Genomic DNA, 18,639 nt, shown 5'->3' with positions numbered 1-18,639 from the left:
TCGCCATGAAGGCCGCGATGGGCGCGGTCGATCCGCCAAGGGCAAGCATCATGACCAACGATCACGACGACACCAGTTTCGAGCCGCCACATGCCGCATCGCCAACCGACCATATCCTGACCGAGCTGCAGCTGCACGGCTATCGTCCATTCCAGGACGAACCCGATCCGAGGCCGCTGCCCGAAGCACAGCTTATCGCGAACGCCGTGGCCGATATCTTCGATGCGCTTGTCGCCACCTTGAGCGACACCCGCCTCGAACCAGACCTCGTCGATCTGCTGTGGTCCACCGTCAACCTGTTCCACCGCGCCAACGAACGGATCGAGCGCGAGCTCGACGACAATGAGCAGGCGCAGAAGCGCAGCCAGCGCGACCAGGACGGCTCTGAAATCCGCTCGGTCGAACTGGAGCGCCTCACCGCCGAGGGGATGACCCTGATCGAGCGCTGCAACGCCATGGAGCTGTTCCGCGATCAGGCCGCCGACCATTTCGTCCGCCACACCGGATCGCATTGGCACCCGCGCAGCGGCTCGCTGGTCAACCACCGCGCGCTGACCTCGGCTGTGATCGACAGCCGCGACTTTATCGCCGCCCGGCGCCGGGCCGAGACCGAGGTGCTGTTGCCGGCTGGTCCGAAGATCGCCGTCACCGGCGGGCTCGACTTCAACGATCACCGGCTGATCTGGGACAAGCTCGATCAGGTCCATGCCAAGCACTCCGACATGGTGCTGCTGCACGGCGGCTCGCCGAAGGGCGCCGAATTGATCGCCGCCCGTTGGGCCGATCACCGCAAGGTACCGCAGATCGCCTTCAAGCCGGACTGGACCCGGCACGCCAAGGCCGCGCCGTTCAAGCGCAACGATCAGATGCTCGACGTGCTGCCGATCGGCGTCATGGTATTCCCGGGCACCGGGATCCAGGAGAACATGGCCGACAAAGCCCGCAAGCTCGGCATTCCGGTCTGGAAATTCGGCGAGCGCGGCGCGTAAGCGCCGCTAGCTCCATAGCGGGTAGCAAATCTCGCCGCTCGTCCAGCCGGGTCTGAGCGGCGACTGATGTATTGCCTGATACCAGAAAAATGCCACCACGAAATCTCGCTGGCACCACGACCGCCTTGCGCTATAGTTCTGACCGCGCCGTGGTGGTGGTGGAAGGCGCGACCCTTGCAACATTTGTCACGGGAGCCACCACCATGATCATCATCGGCATTCTTCTCAATATCGCGGGGCTCGGTCTGCTTTGCTGGGCCATGTTCCGGCTTGCCGTTTACGCATTGCCGTTTTTCGTCGGGATGACGGCCGGCCTCTATGCATTGCAAACCGGGGCAGGGCCGCTCGGCGCCATCATTGTCGGCATCGTCTTGGGCGCTTTCGCTCTGGTGGTCGGGCAGCATGCGTTTGCCGTCGCGCGCTCGACCATGCTCCGCCTCCTAATGGGTCTGCTGTTCATTTGTCCGGCCGTCGTCGCGGGCTATCATCTGACCCTCGGCCTTGCACAGTTCGGCATCGACTCGGCAGGCTGGCGCGAGGCGTTTGCTTTAGTCGGCGCGGTCGCAGTCGGCGGCACGGCCTGGACGCGGATCGCGATGCTGGCGGCCCCGCAATCGATCGGGGGCGTTCCCGCCGGTTCGCCTCAGCCGCCCCTGGAGTCGGCTACGGCCAGCGGGTGACGCCGCGGGCTGGTCGTCGGCCGGTTGCGTGGTCGAGCAGTCTATCTCCGCTGACCCTGACCTTGGTGTTGCGCGTCGCTGGTGAGCGCGGCGGCGGAGAACTCGGTCTCTTCGCCGACTTCAAACCCGTGGGGGATGGCCTGCGCCGCCCTTTGTCGCTTGGGATGTAAGAGCCACCCTTTTATACGCCGGGGTTTCTGTTACCTCGCTTGGTGCGCGCGGCCTCTTGTACGCACCGATCGATAGCTGGCACGTCTCCCTCCAAGATGCTGTTCAGGGCACACGAGCACCTTGCCTCTCTTTGGCTTGATCTGGCCGAAGGTCGGCTTCGCCTCGATCGCCTGGACCGCAATGGCTAGGTGTGACTTTCTTCCCCTGGGCTACCACCCCGCGAAATGCGCGGGGGCCCGGTTCGCCCATTCCTCGCGAGGCAAGAAAGTCCCCCCGCCGCCATCCTCCGCTGCGCTCCGGCCCAAACGGGTGCGGCGTCGATCGCCTTCGGCATTCAGATCGCCATCGAGGCCGCGGTGGTCGCGGGCTCGAAAACAGCAAGGAGAAGTGACATGGCTAACATCGGCTCATTCAAGAAGTCCGGCCAGGAATTCCAGGGCGAGATCGTCACCCTGAGCCTCCAGACCAAGGGCGTCCGCATCGTCCCCGAAACCGACCGCAACAGCGACAACGCGCCGAGCCACCGGGTCTATGTCGGCCGCGCCGAGATCGGCGCCGCCTGGTCGAAGACCTCCAGCGAAGGCCGCGACTACCTCTCGGTCAAGCTCGACGATCCGAGCTTCAACGCTCCGATCTACGCCAACCTGTTCGACGACGAAGACGCCGAGACTTTCACCCTGATCTGGTCCCGCAGCCGCAAGCCCAATGGTGACTGAACCACCCAACGCAACGCCCCGCTCGAAGGAGCGGGGCGTCCCGCAATCGCATTGATGCCGCGCCGCCGGTGCGAGACCCGACCAGTGACGCCGTGCCGGGCAGGCAGACGGCTCAGCCGGCTCACATTCACGAGCCGCGGGCACAACGACACGCCGCATCCCCACAGTCGCACTCTGTGTGGCTCGCGTAATCACGCAAATATTGTTAAAATTTGACGGGCAAGAGTGATCGTGAACCACGATTAAAGTATTCGACAATTCCGTCTTCAAACGATCAGTCCCACAACCAAAAATCTCTCTGCCAAAGCAGTGCTACGCACGGTCGTAACATGAGAGGGGGACGGAATGCTCAAAATCGATTGGCGCCAGGCGGCACCTTATCAACATGCGAAGGACGTGCCGGCCTCAGGCCTCGCCTGGGAGTATCTTCGACGCGACGACGACTATTGCCGGGCTTACGAACGCATAAAGCGCTGCAAAACAAAGTCCGCAACAATCCTTGAAGCCTTTTCCGAGCGCTGGGGGTTAAGGTTTCCCGCGAGACCCGCGCCAGCCGGCTGATCGAGAGTCGGTCTTCTGGATTCCGAGCCTGCAGCCTGAGGCCTTACTGTTGTCGGCGTCGTCGTCCGCGCCGGCACCCGCATCGACGGCTGCGCCGGTCGATCTGACACATCTGCCCGGTCTTGATTTGCGGTGTGCCGCAGACGGCTGGCATGGCGTGTGGCAATCAGGCGGGATCGTTCACCAATTCTGGCTGACCGAGGGCCCCCCGGCCGCTGCCGCGAACTACGCCGTGACGGTGCCGTTAGATGCGTTTCTCGAGTTGCGCACGCACGCGGTGAAGCGGCTTTGGCGGGTGTTGAACGGCCGATCACCTGGGCGCCCGTTCCGGGCGATGCCGCCTCAACTCCGAGATCTGCACATACTGACATTGCGCGCGCTCGACGCGCGGCTCCGCGGCGAGAGTTACCGGACCATCGCCGAAGTTCTGCTCGGCTTTCACGGCGACAAGACCGACTGGGAAAGCGATCCGCGCAAGAACAAGGCGCGCCGTCTGGTTGCCTCGGGCGAGCGCATGATGCGGGGCGGCTATCTGACCCTGTTGCACTATCCAATCAAACTGCGGCACCGCTAATCCCTGTCTGTCGGACAGGATGCTTCGCTCAGTCCCAATTTGGGTGCGCGGTGGGGGGCCGCGAGCCGGTATGCACAAATACGGCACGCTGCAAGTCGCCGTTTCTCAGCCACGGTTCGCCATGACGCGCTGTCGCCACCGACAACACGCGCTCTGCAAACCGGAGTTGATCCTGATGCCTGATCCGATGGCAGGTCTGCCGCCCCGACTGCTGCGCACGCCCGAGGCCGCGCGCTTTCTCGGAATCTCCAACCGGACCCTGGAGAAGCATCGCACCTATGGCACCGGCCCGGTCTACCGGAAGATCGGCGGCCGTGTGGTCTATGCCGTCGAGGACCTGCAGTCATGGTCCGCGATCGGCGCGCGCAAATCGACCTCCGAGCAGACCGCGAAACGGGTTTTCCCGGCCCGCCGGTTGACGGCGGCCGAACGCGGGGCGCGCTGAATCGTGCGCGACCTCGATGAGCCACGCCGGCCTGCGCCGTGCGAAAGCGAGCGGACCCGGCTCGATCCGTTCGTGGTGATCGGCGGCGACGCCAGCCCGCGCGATCAGCGCGATCTGATGGAGCGACCGTTCTTCTCGCTGTCGAAATCGCCACGCACCAAGCCGATCCTCTACCGCGCCAATGACGTCGAGGTGCAGGTGTTCGGCATGCCCAAGCATGGCATGGCGACGATTTGGGACGCCGACGTGCTGATCTGGGCTGCGAGCCAGATTGTTCGGGCCGAGAACCTGGGCCTTACCACGTCGCGCTTCTTTCGCTTCACGCCGTATCAGCTGCTGCGCGGTGTTGGTCGCCCGACCGGCAACCAGCAGTACCTGCTTCTGAAAGCGGCGCTGGCGCGGCTGCAGTCCACCGTCATCGCCACCACCATCCGCAACGGGGAGCATTGGCGGCGCCGGCAATTCTCCTGGATCAACGAATGGGAGGAGATGTCGACGCACAGCGGCCGCGTCGAGGGCATCGAATTCGTGCTGCCCGATTGGTTCTACAATGGCGTGATCGATCGATCGCTGGTGCTGACCATCGATCCTGCCTACTTCCGGCTGACGGGCGGCATCGAGCGCTGGCTCTACCGGGTTGCGCGCAAGCACGCCGGCCACCAGCGACAGGGCTGGGTGTTCGAGGTGGCACATCTCCACGCCAAATCGGGCAGCCTCGCGCGCGCCTCCGATTTCGCGCTCGACATCAGGCGCATCGCGGCGCGTCAGCCGCTGCCCGGTTACCGGGTGCTGATCGAGCGCGAGGGGCGCTCCGAGCTGCTGCGCATCCTGCCGGTCGATTTGTCCACAGTGCCTGTGCAGAAACTTGTGAACAGGCTCGGCAGATCAGGCGCACGGGTATCGGCAGATCAGGCGCAAACCCTATCGGCAGATCAGGCGCACCAACCGCAACTAAACCTTTGGCCGGAACAGCAAAATCAGGCTGCTAACTTAGAGTCTAACATAGATTCTAACTCTTCTGTTTTGTACGGCGTACAAGTGCGCCGTAGTGCCGGTGCCGGCTTTCGTGGACCGGTGCACACTACCATCGCCCCGCATCCAACCACTTCAACCGCAGCCGAAGAGGAACCGTCGCAAGCCAGCGGTGGAGTCGATCGCGTTCCGAACTCCGAAAGGAGCAAGCGATGATCAGCGCAGCTCCATCGCAAACACGGTGTCCGCACCACGACGCTCGCTCGGCAGGCAGTCGCGCGACGCGCACCGCCGATCACGCGTGCGGAACCTCCAATCTTGTATGCCTCCAGTGTGACTTCGAGGTCGTCGCCATGCTGCGGGAGATGCCGGAGCAAGCCCTTCGTAATGAAGGAGCGGCATCATGATCGCCGTCACCGACGACACACTCACGGACGTCGATCTGATCTGGATCGAGAAGCGGCTGCAGCGCTGGATACGCTTCGGTCATGTCGCCTCCGAAAGGGTAATCAATCGCCATCGCAGCACCGTCGCCTTCGCACCGGGCAGCGTTTTCGCCTTCGTCCGTTGGGCATCGAACGGGTTCGGCACCGTGGTCTCGCGGATCGACATTCTGCGCGCAGTTGCTGCGGGCGAGGCCTGTTCGACGGTCGGCTTTGTCCGGCCCGGCGGTGAGAGCCTGTTGCGGGTCTACGGCTGGCCCAAGGTGCAGCGCGTGCTGCAAGCGATCGATGCCGTCGAGGCGCTGGGCATCGACCCGGCCGACGCCGCGCCCGATCACTGGCGGCACATCCACAACCGACTGGCCGTGGGTGCTGTTCCCCACGGCTACACGGAGGAACGCCACGCCGCCTGGCTCAAGCGTCAAAGGATCGCGCCATGACGCGGCTTGCCTATGTCATGGCGACGTCCTTTGTCGTGCTGGTGACGATCGGCCGATCGGCCGTCACGGTCGCGCCTAAGCTGATCTGGAATGCATCGGCAAGTGCGCCGGTTGGCCTCTACACGGTATGGCCGGCGGCTGATCTCGGCGTTACCGATCTGGTCGCCGTTGAGGCGCCCGAACCCTTGGTGAGTTTTCTCATTGCGCGGGAGTATTTGCCGCGCGGTCTGCCGCTGATGAAGCGCGTCGCAGCCCTTCCCGGACAAACCGTGTGTCGCTCCGGCAGCAGCGTGACCATCGACACCGTCACGGTAGGGGAGGCGCTGCCCCACGATCGGCGCGGCCGCGGTCTGCCGGTGTGGCAAGGGTGCCAGACGCTCGGCCTGAGCGAAATCTTCCTGATGAACTGGGACGTCCAGGACAGCCTCGATGGCCGTTACTTCGGACCGATCCCCAAAAACTCTGTCGTCGGTCGCGCGCTTCCGCTGTGGACCGACGAGGGAGGTGACGGCCGCTACCAATGGCGCGCGCCGACACGCTGACAGAACTCCAACCGCACATGAAAGGACATCCAATGGCACAGATCGGCACGTTCAAGCGGACCAAGACGGGTTTCTCCGGGCGCATCCGCACCCTCGCATTCGATGCGGACCTCGTTCTGGTCCCGATCGATAAATCCGACGCGGAGAACGCGCCGGACTATCGCATTCATCTCGCCAATGACGCGGGCGCGGAGGTCGGCCCCGAGGTTGGCGCCGGTTGCAAACGCACCGGCGAGAAGGCCGGCGACTACATCTCGCTGCAGCTTGACGATCCCAGCTTCGCACAGCCTATCCGCGCCAATCTGTTCCAGGCCGACGACAACGGAGCGGAGTTCAATCTGTTGTGGAATCGGCCGCCGCGCCGTCGTGAGGCTGCGTGACCCATGCGAGCAAGGCCTGCATGTTCACTCCCCGTGGCTGATCGAAAGTCGGTCAATTCCTTCTCTCCTAACGGCTCTTGCCCCGCCGTCGTAGGTTGCATCGACCGGTGGCCGCCGGTTGGTGCGTGCGCCTTGCCCCTGACGGCGGCGAGCACGATGGCTCGCTTCCGTCCGGTCGGAGGCGGTGCCCCCGTGTGGAGGGCCGTTGCAATGGCGGTCGCGCTGGCGTTGCAGGTCAGCGCGATCAGCGCGGTCTCTGCCGAGCCCGTGAAGTTGGATGCTGCAGCGATGGCGACCGATTTCGCCGATCGCTATGCCGCGGAGATCGCCGAGGCTTCGCAACGATTTGGCATTCCGGAAAGCTGGATCCGGGCGGTGATGCGCGTCGAAAGTGGCGGCCGCGTACGCGCGGTGTCGCCGAAAGGCGCGCTCGGCTTGATGCAGATCATGCCCGAGACCTGGGCCGGATTGCGACTGCGCCACCGGCTCGGCGGCGATCCCTATGATCCACGCGACAACATTTTGGCGGGCGCGGCATATTTGCGTGAGATGCACGATCGTTACGGCGCAACGGGCTTTCTCGCCACCTACAATGCCGGCCCCGGTCGTTATGCTGAATATCTCAGCATTGGCCGCCCATTACCCGCGGAAACGCTGGCCTATGTCGCGGCACTTGCGCCTTTGATGGACGCTGAACCGCACAACCGCAACGCCACGATCGCCGCCGCCTTCAGAGCATGGAGCAGCGCTCCGCTGTTCGCTGTGCTGGCCGACAGCACCGCGTCCGTCAATCGGCTGCAGGCCGATGGTCGGTGGCGTGCACGTTCGGTGACCGATCTTTCGGGGCTTGAGCCGCTGCATAGTTGGCAGCCGCACGATAGACGACGCGCGGCGTCATTGTTCGTGACGCGCGCTGCAGACCGCTCCTCGCGTTAGCTCTGTGTTGATCGGCCGTGCAGATTTGAGAGCAAAGATTCCGAACCTTGCGACAGTAGGGAGGGCGAATATGGTGGAGGGAGCGGAGGGCAAGATTAAAGCCGATGGCACCACGTCTGCCCATCGCGCGCAAATAAGCGTGGTCTGCACACTGGTTAGGAGCGGGCTCACGGCACCGTCGAGAAGCTCACGTAGTGCCGCGATTGGGCGAAACGTCAGCATTCACGCCGGTCTTTGCGGCACTCCGGCTCAATTCCGCGCTTTTCAGCCCGGCCAGATGGTGGGGCGCCGATGAGCAAGGACGACGAGGATCGCTTCCGGCCGCGGCCCGGCCGGATCCGCTCCGACGCCCGCAGCGACGCGGCGACCAAGAGCTTCTTCGCCCGGGTTCGCAAGGTCGCCCGTCACCATGGCGCGGGGCCGCCCGGCACATCCGCGTGTGGAAAGGGCGGCGGCGCGGGCGGCCGAGCGCGCGACAAGCTCGGTGGGCGGCTGGGCGTCCGTCGCGGCCGGGGGGCTGCCTTCGTTCGCGCCCGCACCTTGAGTGAACGCGGATGGAGCCACCGTCAGCCGGGCGCCCGGCGCGTCTTGGTCAAGTCGCGCTCGGTCCGGGCCGCCGGCAAGAACGGACGTGCGGCCGCTCATTTGCGCTATATCCAGCGTGACGGCACCTCGCGCGATGGCGAACGCGGCCGGCTCTACTCGGCAACGCAGGACCGTGCCGACCGCGATGATTTCCTGGATCGCGGCAAGGACGATCGCCACCAATTTCGCGTCATCGTCTCGCCGGAGGAAGGCGCCGAGCTCGGCGACCTGACCGGGTTCACCCGCGACCTCATGAGTAAGCTCGAAGCTGACCTTGGCACCAAGCTCGATTGGGTCGCGGTGAACCACTTCAACACCGGGCATCCTCATGTCCACGTCATCATTAACGGCCGCGATGAATTGGGCGAGGATCTGGTCATCAACGGCGACTACATCGCCCATGGCATTCGCGAGCGGGCAAGCGAGCTGGTGACCCTTGAACTCGGTCCGGTCACCGAACTCGAACAGCGCCGCAAGCTCGCCGCGGAGATTGATCAGGACCGCTTCACCCGCATTGACCGAGCGCTGATCGCCGAGGCCGGCGAGGGGGCCCTCGATCTTCGGCACGCGCCGGCGGATCCGCGCGGCGTTGCCGATCGGGCGTTGCGGCTGGCGCGACTGGGCAAGCTGGAGCGAATGGGGCTCGCCGTCGAGCAGGAGTCCGGCCGCTGGCAGCTGAGCGGAAGGCTGGAGCCCACCTTGCGCGAATTGGGCGAGCGCGGCGACATCATCAAGACCATGCAGCGGGCGTTGCAAGCCAAGGACGTTCAGCGCGATCCGGCGAGCTTCCAGATCCACGATGGTGCACCCGCGATGCCGATCGTCGGCCGAGTGATCGACAAGCACCTCTCTGACGAACTGGGCGAGAATCTGACCCTGATCATCGATGGCATCGACGGCCGCACCCACCATGTCGCCGGCGTCGATCCGGCCGGGATTGAAAACATCGGCATCGGCAGCATCGTCGAGGCCGGTTCGGCTGAGGCTGGCCGGCGCCCCGCCGACCGCGCCATTGCCGACATGGCTGAAGATGGCGTCTATCGGCCGAGCCGCCATCTGGAGCAGGCGCGGTTCGACGGCCGCGTTCCCGGCGGCGACTATGATGGCTTCATCGACGCCCATGTCCGCCGGCTCGAGGCGCTGCGGCGCGCCGGCATCGTCGAGCGGATCGACGCCGACCATTGGCGGCTTCCGGACGATTTTGCCAGCCGGGCTGCGGCCTATGACGTGGGGCGCAATCGCCAGCTCAACATTCGGGCGCTTTCCAACTTCGATCTTGAAAGCCAGATCGGAGCTGAGGGCGCGACCTGGATCGATCGCCGGCTGGTCAGTCGCGGACCCGCCGACCTGGTCGCGGCCGGCTTCGGGCAGGAGGTGCAGCAGGCGATGGACCGTCGGCGCGAGCATCTGATCGGGCAGGGCGACGCCACCCGCCATGCCGATGGCCGGATGCTCTACCGCCGCAACCTGCTCGCCACGCTCGAACAGCGCGAGGTGATCAGCACCGGCACCGCGCTGGCAGCCTCGCAGTCGCTACCGTTTCGGGCCGCTGGCGAAGGTGAAACCGTGCAGGGGGTGTTCAAGCAGACCGTCGAGCTCTCCAGCGGCAAGTTCGCGCTGGTCGAGAACGCCCATGAATTCACACTGGTGCCCTGGCGACCGGTGATCGACAACCATCTGGGCCGCGAGGTGCTGGGCGTGGTTCAGGGAGGATCGGTGTCCTGGCAGCTCGGCCGGAAGCGGGGGCTGGGATTGTAATTATCCCGCGCCAGACAATGTCATGACAAGGCCGGCCGGATGTGCTAGACAGCGCGTAGGAGAACCGATCATGGCCAATGCCATCCGATCCGAGAAACTCGATCTGCGGCTGACGCCGGAGGCGAAGCGTTTGCTAAATGCCGCCGCGCAAGCCTCGCGACGCTCGGTCAGCGAATTCGTGCTGGAGAGCGCGCTCGACCGCGCACAGGAAGCTCTGCCCGACCGTCAGCATTTTGGTCTCGACGCTGCAGGCTGGGAGGCGTTTCTGGCAGCACTCGATGCACCGCCCCGCCCGTTGCCGCGGCTGCAGCGGCTGTTGACCGAACCCAGCGTGTTCGAGCAAGCCCCGACCGAATAGATGGCGTTCCGCATTGAGAAGCTGCGACGGGATCATCGCGTCGAGGGGTTTGATTGCGGCAAGGAGCCGCTGAACCGTTTCCTGATCCGATATGCTCTGCAGAGCCAGTTGTCCAACAGCTCGCAGACCTATCTGGCTCTCTCGCAGGACGAGGTGGTCGGCTTCTACACCTTGGCGTTCGGCGACGTCAGTTACGAGGGCGCCCCGGAACGGCTGCGCAAGGGCGTTGCCCGGCATCCGATCCCGCTGATGATCCTTGCTCGCCTCGCCGTCGCCAGCGCCTGGGCCGGCAAAGGGATCGGCTCGGGCCTTCTGAAAGACGCGCTGGCCCGGACGCTGGCGGCGGCCGAAATTGCCGGGCTTCGGGCCTTCGCCGTCCACGCCAAGGACGACGAGGCGCGGGCGTTCTACGAGCGGTTTGATTTCATTGCGTCACCCAGCGATCCCATGCACCTCTTCGTGCTGCTGAAGGACGTCCGGGGCTTGATTGGCCGCTAGCGCGGCGGCTCAGGTTTTTCGCCCGGGGCGGCGCAGCAGCAACGCTCCATGGCTTGGTGATAGGCTAACAGGAACGATCGTTCAGAAGCTCTACGCTTTGCGGGACCGGCGACCTGTTCGCTTGGCGGATTCGTCCACCGACTGGATTTGCGCCAAAATTTCCCCGGGAACAGCTCCCACCGCAGTGGCAATATCGATAAACTCGACTACGTCAATTCGTCGCTCACCGTTCTCATACTTGGCGACAAAGGATTGCGGTTTGTCCAACGCTGTTGCCAAATCGGCCTGCGTCATTCCGTTCTTCTTGCGGGCGGCCGTGAGCAGGGATTGGAGCTGCCGCTGTCGCGGCGTGCGCAACGATTTCGGCATTCGGAACGGGGCCCCATTGAAGAAAAGGAGCCATTCCGGTAATCCTGAGTTGGGATTATCCCATTTTGGGATACTTGCTGAAATCCGTGGGGTGAGGAGCGCGCGCCGTGCCGGCAGGGCTTGAGCTTGATCCCGACGTCGATGACCAGGCGCCTGATGGTCCTGACGTCACCCCGTATGATGAGGCACATTTGGTCACCTATCTGCGCTTGCTCGACGCCAAGGCGGACGGCGCAGACTGGACCGAGGTGGCCCGCATCGTGCTGCATCGCGATCCTGATCGCGAGGAGGCGAGAACCCGGCGCTGCTTCGAAAGCCACATGGCGCGGGCTCAATGGATGACCAAGCGCGGCTACCGCCGGCTGCTGGAGCAATCGGTCGAACAAGCGCGGCGTTCCAGATCCTGATAGGCAGAAATTCTAAGCCCCGCCGATTTCCCCGCCACACTATCCGGCGGCGCGACGGTGATGTTTTCGAATTGCCTTTCGCTACCTGCCTCAGTCTCTGATCGGTCAGCAACAGCAGCCGATCGGAGTCGTCATGTCGGGAACACGTATCCTTTGGGGTCAGATCGCAATCGTCCTCACCGTCGTGCTGACGACGACGTGGACCGCGACGCAATGGACGGCTTGGCGGCTCGGCTTTCAGCCGCAGCTTGGGCAACCGTGGTTTGAACTGGCACCCGGCATGCCGGTCTACTACCCGCCGGCGTTCTTCTGGTGGTGGTATGCCTTCGATGCCTATGCGCCTTCGATCTTCGTCGAAGGGGCGTTTATCGCGGCATCCGGCGGATTCATCGCCATCGCGGTTGCCATCACTCTGTCGATCCTAAGGGCCCGCGAAGCGAAAAGCGTCGAGACCTACGGCTCAGCCCGCTGGGCCTCCGAACAGGAAATTCGTGGCGCGGGATTGCTCGGCCCCGACGGCGTCATCCTCGGTTGCCACCGCGAGCACTATTTGCGTCATGACGGACCGGAACATGTGCTGTGCTTTGCACCGACGAGGTCGGGCAAAGGCGTCGGCCTGGTTGTCCCGACGCTGCTAACCTGGCCCGGCAGCACGATCGTTCACGATATCAAGGGAGAAAATTGGACGCTGACGGCCGGCTTCCGGTCACGGTTCGGCCGCGTGCTCAAATTCGATCCCACCGATGCGCTTTCCGCTGCCTACAATCCGCTGTTGGAGGTGCGGCGTGGGGACAAGGAAGTGCGCGACGTTCAGAATATCGCCGACATCCTGGTCGATCCGGAAGGCGCGCTCGATCGCCGCAATCATTGGGAGAAGACCAGCCATAGCCTTCTCGTCGGCGCCATCCTGCACGTCCTCTATGCTGAACCGGACAAGACTCTGGCCGGGGTCGCCAACTTCCTGTCCGACCCAAAGCGCCCGGTCGAAGCGACGCTGCGCGCCATGATGTCGACGCCGCACCTTGGCGAGAGCGGTGTTCATCCCGTGGTCGCCTCTGCCGCCCGTGAACTCTTGAACAAGTCGGACAACGAACGCTCGGGCGTGCTCTCCACCGCGATGTCATTTCTCGGCCTCTACCGCGATCCCGTGGTGGCCAAGGTGACCGAGCGCTGCGATTGGCGGATCGCCGATCTCATCGCGCAGCGGGCGTCGCTGAGCCTCTACCTCGTGGTGCCGCCCTCCGATATCAATCGCACCAAGCCGCTGATCCGGTTGATCCTCAACCAGATAGGGCGGCGGCTCACTGAGGAGTTGAACACCGGCGGTCGTCGGCATCGCTTGCTGCTGATGCTCGACGAATTTCCCGCACTGGGCCGGTTGGATTTCTTCGAGTCAGCGCTGGCCTTCATGGCCGGCTATGGCATCAAGAGCTTCTTGATCGCGCAATCGCTCAACCAGATCGAAAAAGCCTACGGCGCCAACAATTCCGTGTTGGACAATTGCCACGTCCGGGTCGCCTTCGCCACCAACGACGAACGGACCGCGAAACGCGTCTCGGACGCGCTGGGCACCGCGACTGAACTGCGCGATTCCACCAATTATGCGGGCCACCGGCTGGCGCCCTGGCTTGGCCATCTGATGGTGTCGCGACAGGAGACCGCCCGGCCGCTGTTGACACCCGGCGAGGTGATGCAGCTTCCACCCGCCGACGAATTGCTGCTGGTTTCCGGTGTCCATCCGATCCGTGCCAGGAAAACGCGCTACTACGAGGATCGCCGCCTGGCGGAGCGCATCCTGCCGCCGCCGGTCCTCGGTAAGATTGTTCGGCAAGGCTCCGACATGACGGCGCACGATTGGCTCGCGTTGCCGAAACTCACCGCCGCGGCCCCGCGTCAGGCCCAAGATCGTCAACTCGTCGGTGACCGCGCTAACGGTGGCATCAGGCGCGAGCCGGAGTTGCCCCAGCATGAGGAGATCGTACCAAACCAACAACCGGCCGATCGCGAATTCGACGTGCTGGAGGAGGGGGCTGACATCGACGCGGCGAAGGCGCGAGCGTTCCGGCAAAGCGTGCGCGTCGTGGCGCGGCAAGCCGCGATGGACCCCGGCGATGGCATCGGGCTGTGAGCTCTGCCATGCCAATCAAGACCCGCATGAACGTCTACTTCGAGCCGGCGCTGCTCAAACAGGTCGAGGTGCTGGCGCTGCGGCGTAACGTTTCCAAATCCGCAGTGATCGAGGCCGCCGTGGCGTCCTTTCTGTCGGAAGATTCCGCGGAGCGGTCAGAAGCTGTCTTGGCGCGCCGCATGGACCGGCTTGGCCGCCAGATCGACATTATCGACGAGGATATCGCCATTCTCGGCGAAACCGTCTCATTGTTCATCCGGTTCTGGCTGACGATCACGCCGCCCTTGCCCGACAGTGCGCAGGTATCGGCCCGCGCCAAGGGCTTGGAGCGGTTCGAAGGATTCGTTCAGGCGCTCGGACGCCGCTTGGCAAGGGGTGATCGGTTCATCAAGGAGTTATCACGTGACATCCCACCAGCGCATGCAAGCGAGGCCCTTTCAGAAATTGGCGACAAGAATAACGGACTCGTTTGATCCGAGCGGACTTGGCTAACATAGACAGCTCTACATATAGCGGGTCCCGCAGCCATTATTCGCTTGGCAGAAATGTGCCAGCAAGCGACATCACTCGCTCACCTCGTCGGCGTGGATCCGTAGCGACATCCCTGAACATAGTCGGAATTTGACCTTAGCCGCTTTTATCGGTCTGTTGCCGCTTCAATATCCATTTCACCAAAACGTACGGAACGGCGAAACCGAGCGCAATCATAGCCGTTCCAAGGTTTTTCCATTCAGGAGGGCTATAGCCCCAGAACACGTACCCGACGTGAGAGGCATAATAGAGGAGCGTCCATACAATCACGAGCCCAACTATGCCAGCGATGACTGCCCCGCGCGGCTTCAATACATCGTGCCACGGCTCTTCCATCGCTGCTCACTAACCGACACTCAGAGTGTCAACATGACGTTCGCACGAGCATAGCCTAAATCCGTCAACCGTTCACGTCGCCGAAAACTCAATTGTGAACGAAGCTGGCAAGTCCGATCCGGGCCAGGAGCGGACCTGATAGTTGTCACAAATCTCGCTCGCTTATCGCGTGTGTCGCGACTCCGAACGTCGCCCCTATCTGCTTACAACGCTCACCCCGGCTTCCTTCTTCAATCCGAAATGTTTCCACATTGTCGTCTTTTCAAGGCTTGCGGCGCTTAGCCAAAAAGTCCGCCTTTTGGGCGAGCACCCTCAGGACAGGGGCGTTTGCCTCGTCTATGGGAATGATTGGCGGGTCATCCAGATCTAGAGCGCAACTGTCGGGATCGTTTTCCCCGATAGTCCAAGCGGGGCGGACAACCAAATTGGATTTCTCCAACCGCAAATCGCCGATCGGATCTGGCGGCTCGGTTTCGCTTCTCATGCGCGCTGGCGCGAGCATGAACCGACCGATACGGCGGTACTCACTCAGAAACATATCGAGGTTTCTCGACGAAGTTGGCGTCATTACATTCCGCCGTGCCACGAAACCAACAATGTCTGTCGAGGCCGACCCAATTTTGACCATGTTGGGACCAACGATAACGGCATAAGCATGCGGGTTCGAAATGTTGACTCCAGTGACAATTGCGAGCCGCAAACTGTCTTCCCCGTCGCGATCGCCGAATCGCTCGCGCCATGCCTCGAAAATTCCCGCCGCAGGCTCAGCATTTTCGAACATGAGCCCGAGTATCGGTATCATGCGTGACCCAGGCGAACACACATAGAATGTCCCGCGCCAAACGGCGGCATCCCATTTTCTTGCGTCGATCGGACTGACGACTCGATAATCAGTGTGCCGCTTTCTCTCGAGATCGAACGTGCCCTCTGGCGCTTGCCCTTTGCCAGATTTGACAGGCCCTGGGCGCTCCTTCTCTTCAGGAAATTTCGGCGACCACGCAGCCGTCCGAGTGAGTGTGACCGGCTTGTCGCGGTCTTCACTCCAGTCGTCGATCGAGATTTTCTCCTTTCCGCCAAAAATGACGCCATACATTATCGGCACATTCGAAAATGTGATCGCCCGCGAGAAACCGCTCTCGTCGCCTAGGACCGCTGCGCCCCAAGCGTCGGGATCTGCGGGCACGGCGAACGTAACAAATATCCGCATCACCGACTGTGCGAGCCAGCCATAGAACTCGGCAGCTTCTTCCCGGTTCGCGTAGGTCAGCCTCGGGCGGTGGGTCACAACCGCAACAGTAGATCCCTTTTCTTCAATGAAGCTCAGCACCGGAGTAAGCGGCGCGTCATCGCTTTGAATAAAGCGGATATCCAAATGATCCAAGTTGGGCAACGTCGTCAGATTCAGACTGGTTGCGAGCAAAGACTCCAACGCGCCCAACACGCCTTCGCCGATTCCAATCGACGTAAGGGAGTTTCGGCAATTTACGACAATGCCACACCCAAGGACGCGTGATCGCAATTGCACCTGGTCTTTCAGCAGATAGTCGGGCCTAACAAATGCGGCATCTCTGCCCGCGACCGCCATCATGTTGAAGAGCGATTCAATCATCTCCGGCGTTTCCGTCTCCGGAAGGCCGTCCTCGCCGCGCAGTGCTTCATCGCCGCCAAGCAGGAAAAGCAACGCTGTGCTGACCTGCAGAAGTCCGAGGCGGTCGACCGCAGCCGGAAGTTTCGTTAGCGCGGGCAGATCACAGAATTCTGTTGCTATCATGAAGGCGGCAAGTCGATGGCCCTGTTCAATGCGCGTTTCTTCCGCAACCTCCTTCTGCTCGTCCGTCCGCGAGCGTCCATTTCGGATGTTCGCTCCCAGCTCATGCGCTGTTAGTGCAAAGGGAACGCGGCCCAATTGCAGTTCACACTCGAACCAGTGTGTGAATATCGACGGATCGATGCCCTCGACGCTGCCAGACTGCTTGAATTTACGGCACTCGCCCGTAACGGCTGCGAGCGCGTAATTGCGCCCCGCCCAATAAAGACCAGCCTGCATATACGCAATGCTGCAACCGCGCAGGGCTTCGACCAGTTCGTCTTCATATTCTTCTTTGACAAGAAGACCGACGGCTCGCCCGAACCAGCGGATCGCGTCGTAGTGCAGACCCTTCTCCAATTTCTGATAGCCGCGCTTGCTATTTAGCTTGGCTGCTGCGCCTTCCTTTTGGCGCTCCGCTATCGCATCCGTCAGCGTCTCGTACAATCTATCGAAAGCTTCGCTGTCTGGCGCGAACCCGCCTAGTTCCGTGATGACCTTTGCAATCATTTCGAACGGAAACGTGCCAAGCCCGTGGGATTGCTTGATTACGTCGGTGAATTCATCCCAGATACCGTCAAACTTGGCCGCATCGGCGGACGAACGAATTGCAGTGGCGCGACTCAATAGAAGCAGCGCGTGGGCGTGCAGCGAATTGTTCGGGCGGGAAGTGTCGGACTTCGCCACTTCGAGCGCGGCTACAACGCTTTCACGTCGTTTCTCAACATTGGCTGCATCTTTCGTCAGCATGCCTGTGTCGACGGCGTTCGTAAGAAGCGGCAACAAATTCGTAAGCCGCTCCAGATCGTCGGCGTCTTGCGACGAAATCGCTAGGCTCTCGACCTCATCGTACAGCTCGGTTAGGCGCCGCGCGTCTTCGAACCACCAATAGGATGTCCACGCCCATGTATAGGCCGCCAATAATTGATGGGTTTTCAGGCCGTTGTCTTTCGCAAGCCTGACAGCACGGTCGAAGCGGCCATCGACTTCATACCGATTTCTTTCCAGCCCGCGAGCGAGCGTCGCGGCGCGTAACGCGTCCTCGACAAGTATTGGAAGCTGACCAAGATACGTCGCACCGTCGTTCATCGCGTGATCGAGTTGGTCCAACTCGGTTTGCCGCGTAAGGTCACGCGGACCCTGAACAGGCGTGGCGACCTTTTTCCCAACCCCTAGCGTCTCATGGGCGATGTCGAGGCTGTCGCGATCGAACACGCAGTCGAGAAGCCAAGTTCGATCGAGGATTGTTACAGGAATGGAATAGGTCTCTTGCAGCTTGTCCTGGACTTGGGCGCTTTTGCGAGACGACGCATACTGGTTCGTGATGAAGTAGATCCGGTCGTAGTCGCGTCCGGTTCCTGCGATTTCCTTGACGTCTGATTGTACTTTATCGCGCCAATCCTCCTTGGCGCTGAACGCGAATGCTCGCCGTTCGGACCCGGCGGAGGCGTCAGCGATAAACCATCGATCGGAAACTTCCTTTGCGACCGGAAAGCTCTCTGCGTCTGTTTTTCCGTCACCACCGCCAGTAGGCCCCGTTTGCGGACGGATGTTCGGCGAAATGAATTTTTCTGCGAGTCGCTTGGCGAAGTTCTCGAATATCTTTTCGGCATTCTGCTTCGTCAAGGTTTCGAGATGATGAGAAAGCACTTCCCGTTCTAGCTCGATTTGGCCGATTTTCTTGGAATCGGAAAACAAATGCGGTCGACGCCCGCGCATATATTGCGACGGACTTAAGCGCGGCGTTCGCGGACGATGTTCCGGCGTCTCTTCGGTCATGCCCTATATTTAGGATAGTGTCGGGCTACTTCAAAGCGTTTCCACGCGCTGCTCAATGTTTAGGTGCCGATCATCGGAGAAATTTCCAGGCCCGGCGCGCGGTCCAGCGGCAAGACGCTGGTCGTGGTTAGAGGCAAGACGCTGACCATGGGGCGTTTAAGGGAGGTCGAAGTTTCAGCCGATTTGAAAGAAGGTAAAATGGAAATGGCACACTCGAAACGATTCGAAATGGTG

General features: G+C 62.2%; 19 protein-coding genes. 17 read left to right on the top strand and 2 right to left on the bottom strand.

The features are described from left to right. The first annotated feature begins 50 nt into the window (after positions 1–50). From RPC_RS17885 to RPC_RS17825, 14 genes are all read left to right on the top strand, one after another. Positions 51–989: a DUF2493 domain-containing protein gene (locus tag RPC_RS17885; protein ID WP_011473989.1), complete on the top strand. Its 939-nt coding sequence runs from the start codon at positions 51–53 to the stop codon at positions 987–989. Between the two features lie 203 nt (positions 990–1,192). Continuing rightward, the gene (locus RPC_RS17880; protein WP_041803029.1) at positions 1,193–1,669 is read left to right on the top strand and encodes a hypothetical protein; all 477 of its coding nucleotides are present in this window, start codon (positions 1,193–1,195) and stop codon (positions 1,667–1,669) included. 563 nt (positions 1,670–2,232) lie between these two features. After that, on the top strand, positions 2,233–2,556 hold the full coding sequence (locus RPC_RS17875; protein ID WP_011473987.1) for a DUF736 domain-containing protein: 324 nt from the start codon (positions 2,233–2,235) through the stop codon (positions 2,554–2,556). 345 nt (positions 2,557–2,901) lie between these two features. Next, positions 2,902–3,117 (top strand): transcriptional regulator domain-containing protein, encoded by a 216-nt coding sequence (locus RPC_RS26870; protein ID WP_080507352.1) that lies wholly within the window; start codon positions 2,902–2,904, stop codon positions 3,115–3,117. A gap of 127 nt (positions 3,118–3,244) precedes the next feature. Continuing rightward, positions 3,245–3,691 (top strand): DUF2285 domain-containing protein, encoded by a 447-nt coding sequence (locus RPC_RS17870; RefSeq protein WP_011473986.1) that lies wholly within the window; start codon positions 3,245–3,247, stop codon positions 3,689–3,691. A gap of 175 nt (positions 3,692–3,866) precedes the next feature. Continuing rightward, positions 3,867–4,136, top strand: a complete 270-nt coding sequence (locus RPC_RS17865; RefSeq protein WP_011473985.1) for a helix-turn-helix transcriptional regulator — start codon at positions 3,867–3,869, stop codon at positions 4,134–4,136. Further along, positions 4,137–5,324: a replication initiator protein A gene (locus tag RPC_RS17860; RefSeq protein ID WP_080507351.1), complete on the top strand. Its 1,188-nt coding sequence runs from the start codon at positions 4,137–4,139 to the stop codon at positions 5,322–5,324. It abuts the gene before it with no gap. A 187-nt stretch (positions 5,325–5,511) separates the two neighbouring features. Next, on the top strand, positions 5,512–5,991 hold the full coding sequence (locus RPC_RS17855) for a DUF2840 domain-containing protein (protein ID WP_011473983.1): 480 nt from the start codon (positions 5,512–5,514) through the stop codon (positions 5,989–5,991). Continuing rightward, complete coding sequence (locus tag RPC_RS17850; RefSeq protein WP_011473982.1) at positions 5,988–6,533, top strand: S26 family signal peptidase; 546 nt, start codon at positions 5,988–5,990, stop codon at positions 6,531–6,533. Before RPC_RS17855 ends, RPC_RS17850 begins: the two co-directional genes overlap by 4 nt. Before the next feature lie 32 nt (positions 6,534–6,565). Further along, positions 6,566–6,913: a DUF736 domain-containing protein gene (locus RPC_RS17845; protein ID WP_041802022.1), complete on the top strand. Its 348-nt coding sequence runs from the start codon at positions 6,566–6,568 to the stop codon at positions 6,911–6,913. A gap of 210 nt (positions 6,914–7,123) precedes the next feature. Further along, the gene (locus RPC_RS17840) at positions 7,124–7,849 is read left to right on the top strand and encodes a lytic transglycosylase domain-containing protein (protein ID WP_011473980.1); all 726 of its coding nucleotides are present in this window, start codon (positions 7,124–7,126) and stop codon (positions 7,847–7,849) included. Between the two features lie 291 nt (positions 7,850–8,140). Continuing rightward, entirely contained in the window at positions 8,141–10,192 is a 2,052-nt protein-coding gene (locus RPC_RS17835) for a DUF3363 domain-containing protein (RefSeq protein ID WP_011473979.1), read from the top strand. Positions 10,193–10,262: 70 nt separating this feature from the next. Continuing rightward, positions 10,263–10,550: a DUF1778 domain-containing protein gene (locus RPC_RS17830; protein WP_011473978.1), complete on the top strand. Its 288-nt coding sequence runs from the start codon at positions 10,263–10,265 to the stop codon at positions 10,548–10,550. Further along, the gene (locus tag RPC_RS17825; protein ID WP_011473977.1) at positions 10,551–11,048 is read left to right on the top strand and encodes a GNAT family N-acetyltransferase; all 498 of its coding nucleotides are present in this window, start codon (positions 10,551–10,553) and stop codon (positions 11,046–11,048) included. A gap of 90 nt (positions 11,049–11,138) precedes the next feature. Here the strand turns inward: RPC_RS17825 and RPC_RS17820 are convergent, their stop codons facing one another. Beyond that, entirely contained in the window at positions 11,139–11,417 is a 279-nt protein-coding gene (locus RPC_RS17820) for a helix-turn-helix domain-containing protein (protein WP_011473976.1), read from the bottom strand. 107 nt (positions 11,418–11,524) lie between these two features. On the opposite strand from RPC_RS17820, the gene RPC_RS17815 reads away from it, so the two are divergent. The 3 genes from RPC_RS17815 (at position 11,525) to RPC_RS17805 (ending at position 14,425) form a co-directional block, all read left to right on the top strand. Then, positions 11,525–11,824, top strand: a complete 300-nt coding sequence (locus RPC_RS17815; protein ID WP_011473975.1) for a DNA -binding domain-containing protein — start codon at positions 11,525–11,527, stop codon at positions 11,822–11,824. A 133-nt stretch (positions 11,825–11,957) separates the two neighbouring features. Continuing rightward, positions 11,958–13,952, top strand: a complete 1,995-nt coding sequence (locus RPC_RS17810; RefSeq protein WP_011473974.1) for a conjugal transfer protein TraG — start codon at positions 11,958–11,960, stop codon at positions 13,950–13,952. Positions 13,953–13,960: 8 nt separating this feature from the next. Then, positions 13,961–14,425 carry a CopG family transcriptional regulator gene (locus RPC_RS17805; RefSeq protein ID WP_011473973.1) on the top strand — a complete coding sequence of 155 codons (465 nt, stop codon included), beginning with the start codon at positions 13,961–13,963 and terminating at the stop codon, positions 14,423–14,425. A gap of 656 nt (positions 14,426–15,081) precedes the next feature. Here RPC_RS17805 and RPC_RS17795 read toward each other — a convergent pair. Continuing rightward, complete coding sequence (locus tag RPC_RS17795) at positions 15,082–18,405, bottom strand: hypothetical protein (RefSeq protein WP_011473972.1); 3,324 nt, start codon at positions 18,403–18,405, stop codon at positions 15,082–15,084. Between the last annotated feature and the right edge of the window lie 234 nt (positions 18,406–18,639).

It is taken from the genome of Rhodopseudomonas palustris BisB18, assembly GCF_000013745.1.
Lineage (GTDB): Bacteria > Pseudomonadota > Alphaproteobacteria > Rhizobiales > Xanthobacteraceae > Rhodopseudomonas_A > Rhodopseudomonas_A palustris_F.
Note: the sequence above shows the minus strand (reverse complement) of the source record. Positions and strands in the feature narration are given on the sequence as shown.

Bases quoted from the DNA above. Each gene is read 5' to 3' on its own strand.
- RPC_RS17805 (WP_011473973.1), top strand. From the start codon at position 13,961: ATGCCAATCAAGACCCGCATGAACGTCTACTTCGAGCCGGCGCTGCTC.
- RPC_RS17855 (WP_011473983.1), top strand. From the start codon at position 5,512: ATGATCGCCGTCACCGACGACACACTCACGGACGTCGATCTGATCTGG.
- RPC_RS26870 (WP_080507352.1), top strand. From the start codon at position 2,902: ATGCTCAAAATCGATTGGCGCCAGGCGGCACCTTATCAACATGCGAAG.
- RPC_RS17830 (WP_011473978.1), top strand. From the start codon at position 10,263: ATGGCCAATGCCATCCGATCCGAGAAACTCGATCTGCGGCTGACGCCG.
- RPC_RS17835 (WP_011473979.1), top strand. From the start codon at position 8,141: ATGAGCAAGGACGACGAGGATCGCTTCCGGCCGCGGCCCGGCCGGATC.
- RPC_RS17825 (WP_011473977.1), top strand. From the start codon at position 10,551: ATGGCGTTCCGCATTGAGAAGCTGCGACGGGATCATCGCGTCGAGGGG.
- RPC_RS17875 (WP_011473987.1), top strand. From the start codon at position 2,233: ATGGCTAACATCGGCTCATTCAAGAAGTCCGGCCAGGAATTCCAGGGC.
- RPC_RS17865 (WP_011473985.1), top strand. From the start codon at position 3,867: ATGCCTGATCCGATGGCAGGTCTGCCGCCCCGACTGCTGCGCACGCCC.
- RPC_RS17880 (WP_041803029.1), top strand. From the start codon at position 1,193: ATGATCATCATCGGCATTCTTCTCAATATCGCGGGGCTCGGTCTGCTT.
- RPC_RS17810 (WP_011473974.1), top strand. From the start codon at position 11,958: ATGTCGGGAACACGTATCCTTTGGGGTCAGATCGCAATCGTCCTCACC.
- RPC_RS17840 (WP_011473980.1), top strand. From the start codon at position 7,124: ATGGCGGTCGCGCTGGCGTTGCAGGTCAGCGCGATCAGCGCGGTCTCT.
- RPC_RS17845 (WP_041802022.1), top strand. From the start codon at position 6,566: ATGGCACAGATCGGCACGTTCAAGCGGACCAAGACGGGTTTCTCCGGG.
- RPC_RS17820 (WP_011473976.1), bottom strand. From the start codon at position 11,417: ATGCCGAAATCGTTGCGCACGCCGCGACAGCGGCAGCTCCAATCCCTG.
- RPC_RS17850 (WP_011473982.1), top strand. From the start codon at position 5,988: ATGACGCGGCTTGCCTATGTCATGGCGACGTCCTTTGTCGTGCTGGTG.
- RPC_RS17795 (WP_011473972.1), bottom strand. From the start codon at position 18,405: ATGACCGAAGAGACGCCGGAACATCGTCCGCGAACGCCGCGCTTAAGT.
- RPC_RS17885 (WP_011473989.1), top strand. From the start codon at position 51: ATGACCAACGATCACGACGACACCAGTTTCGAGCCGCCACATGCCGCA.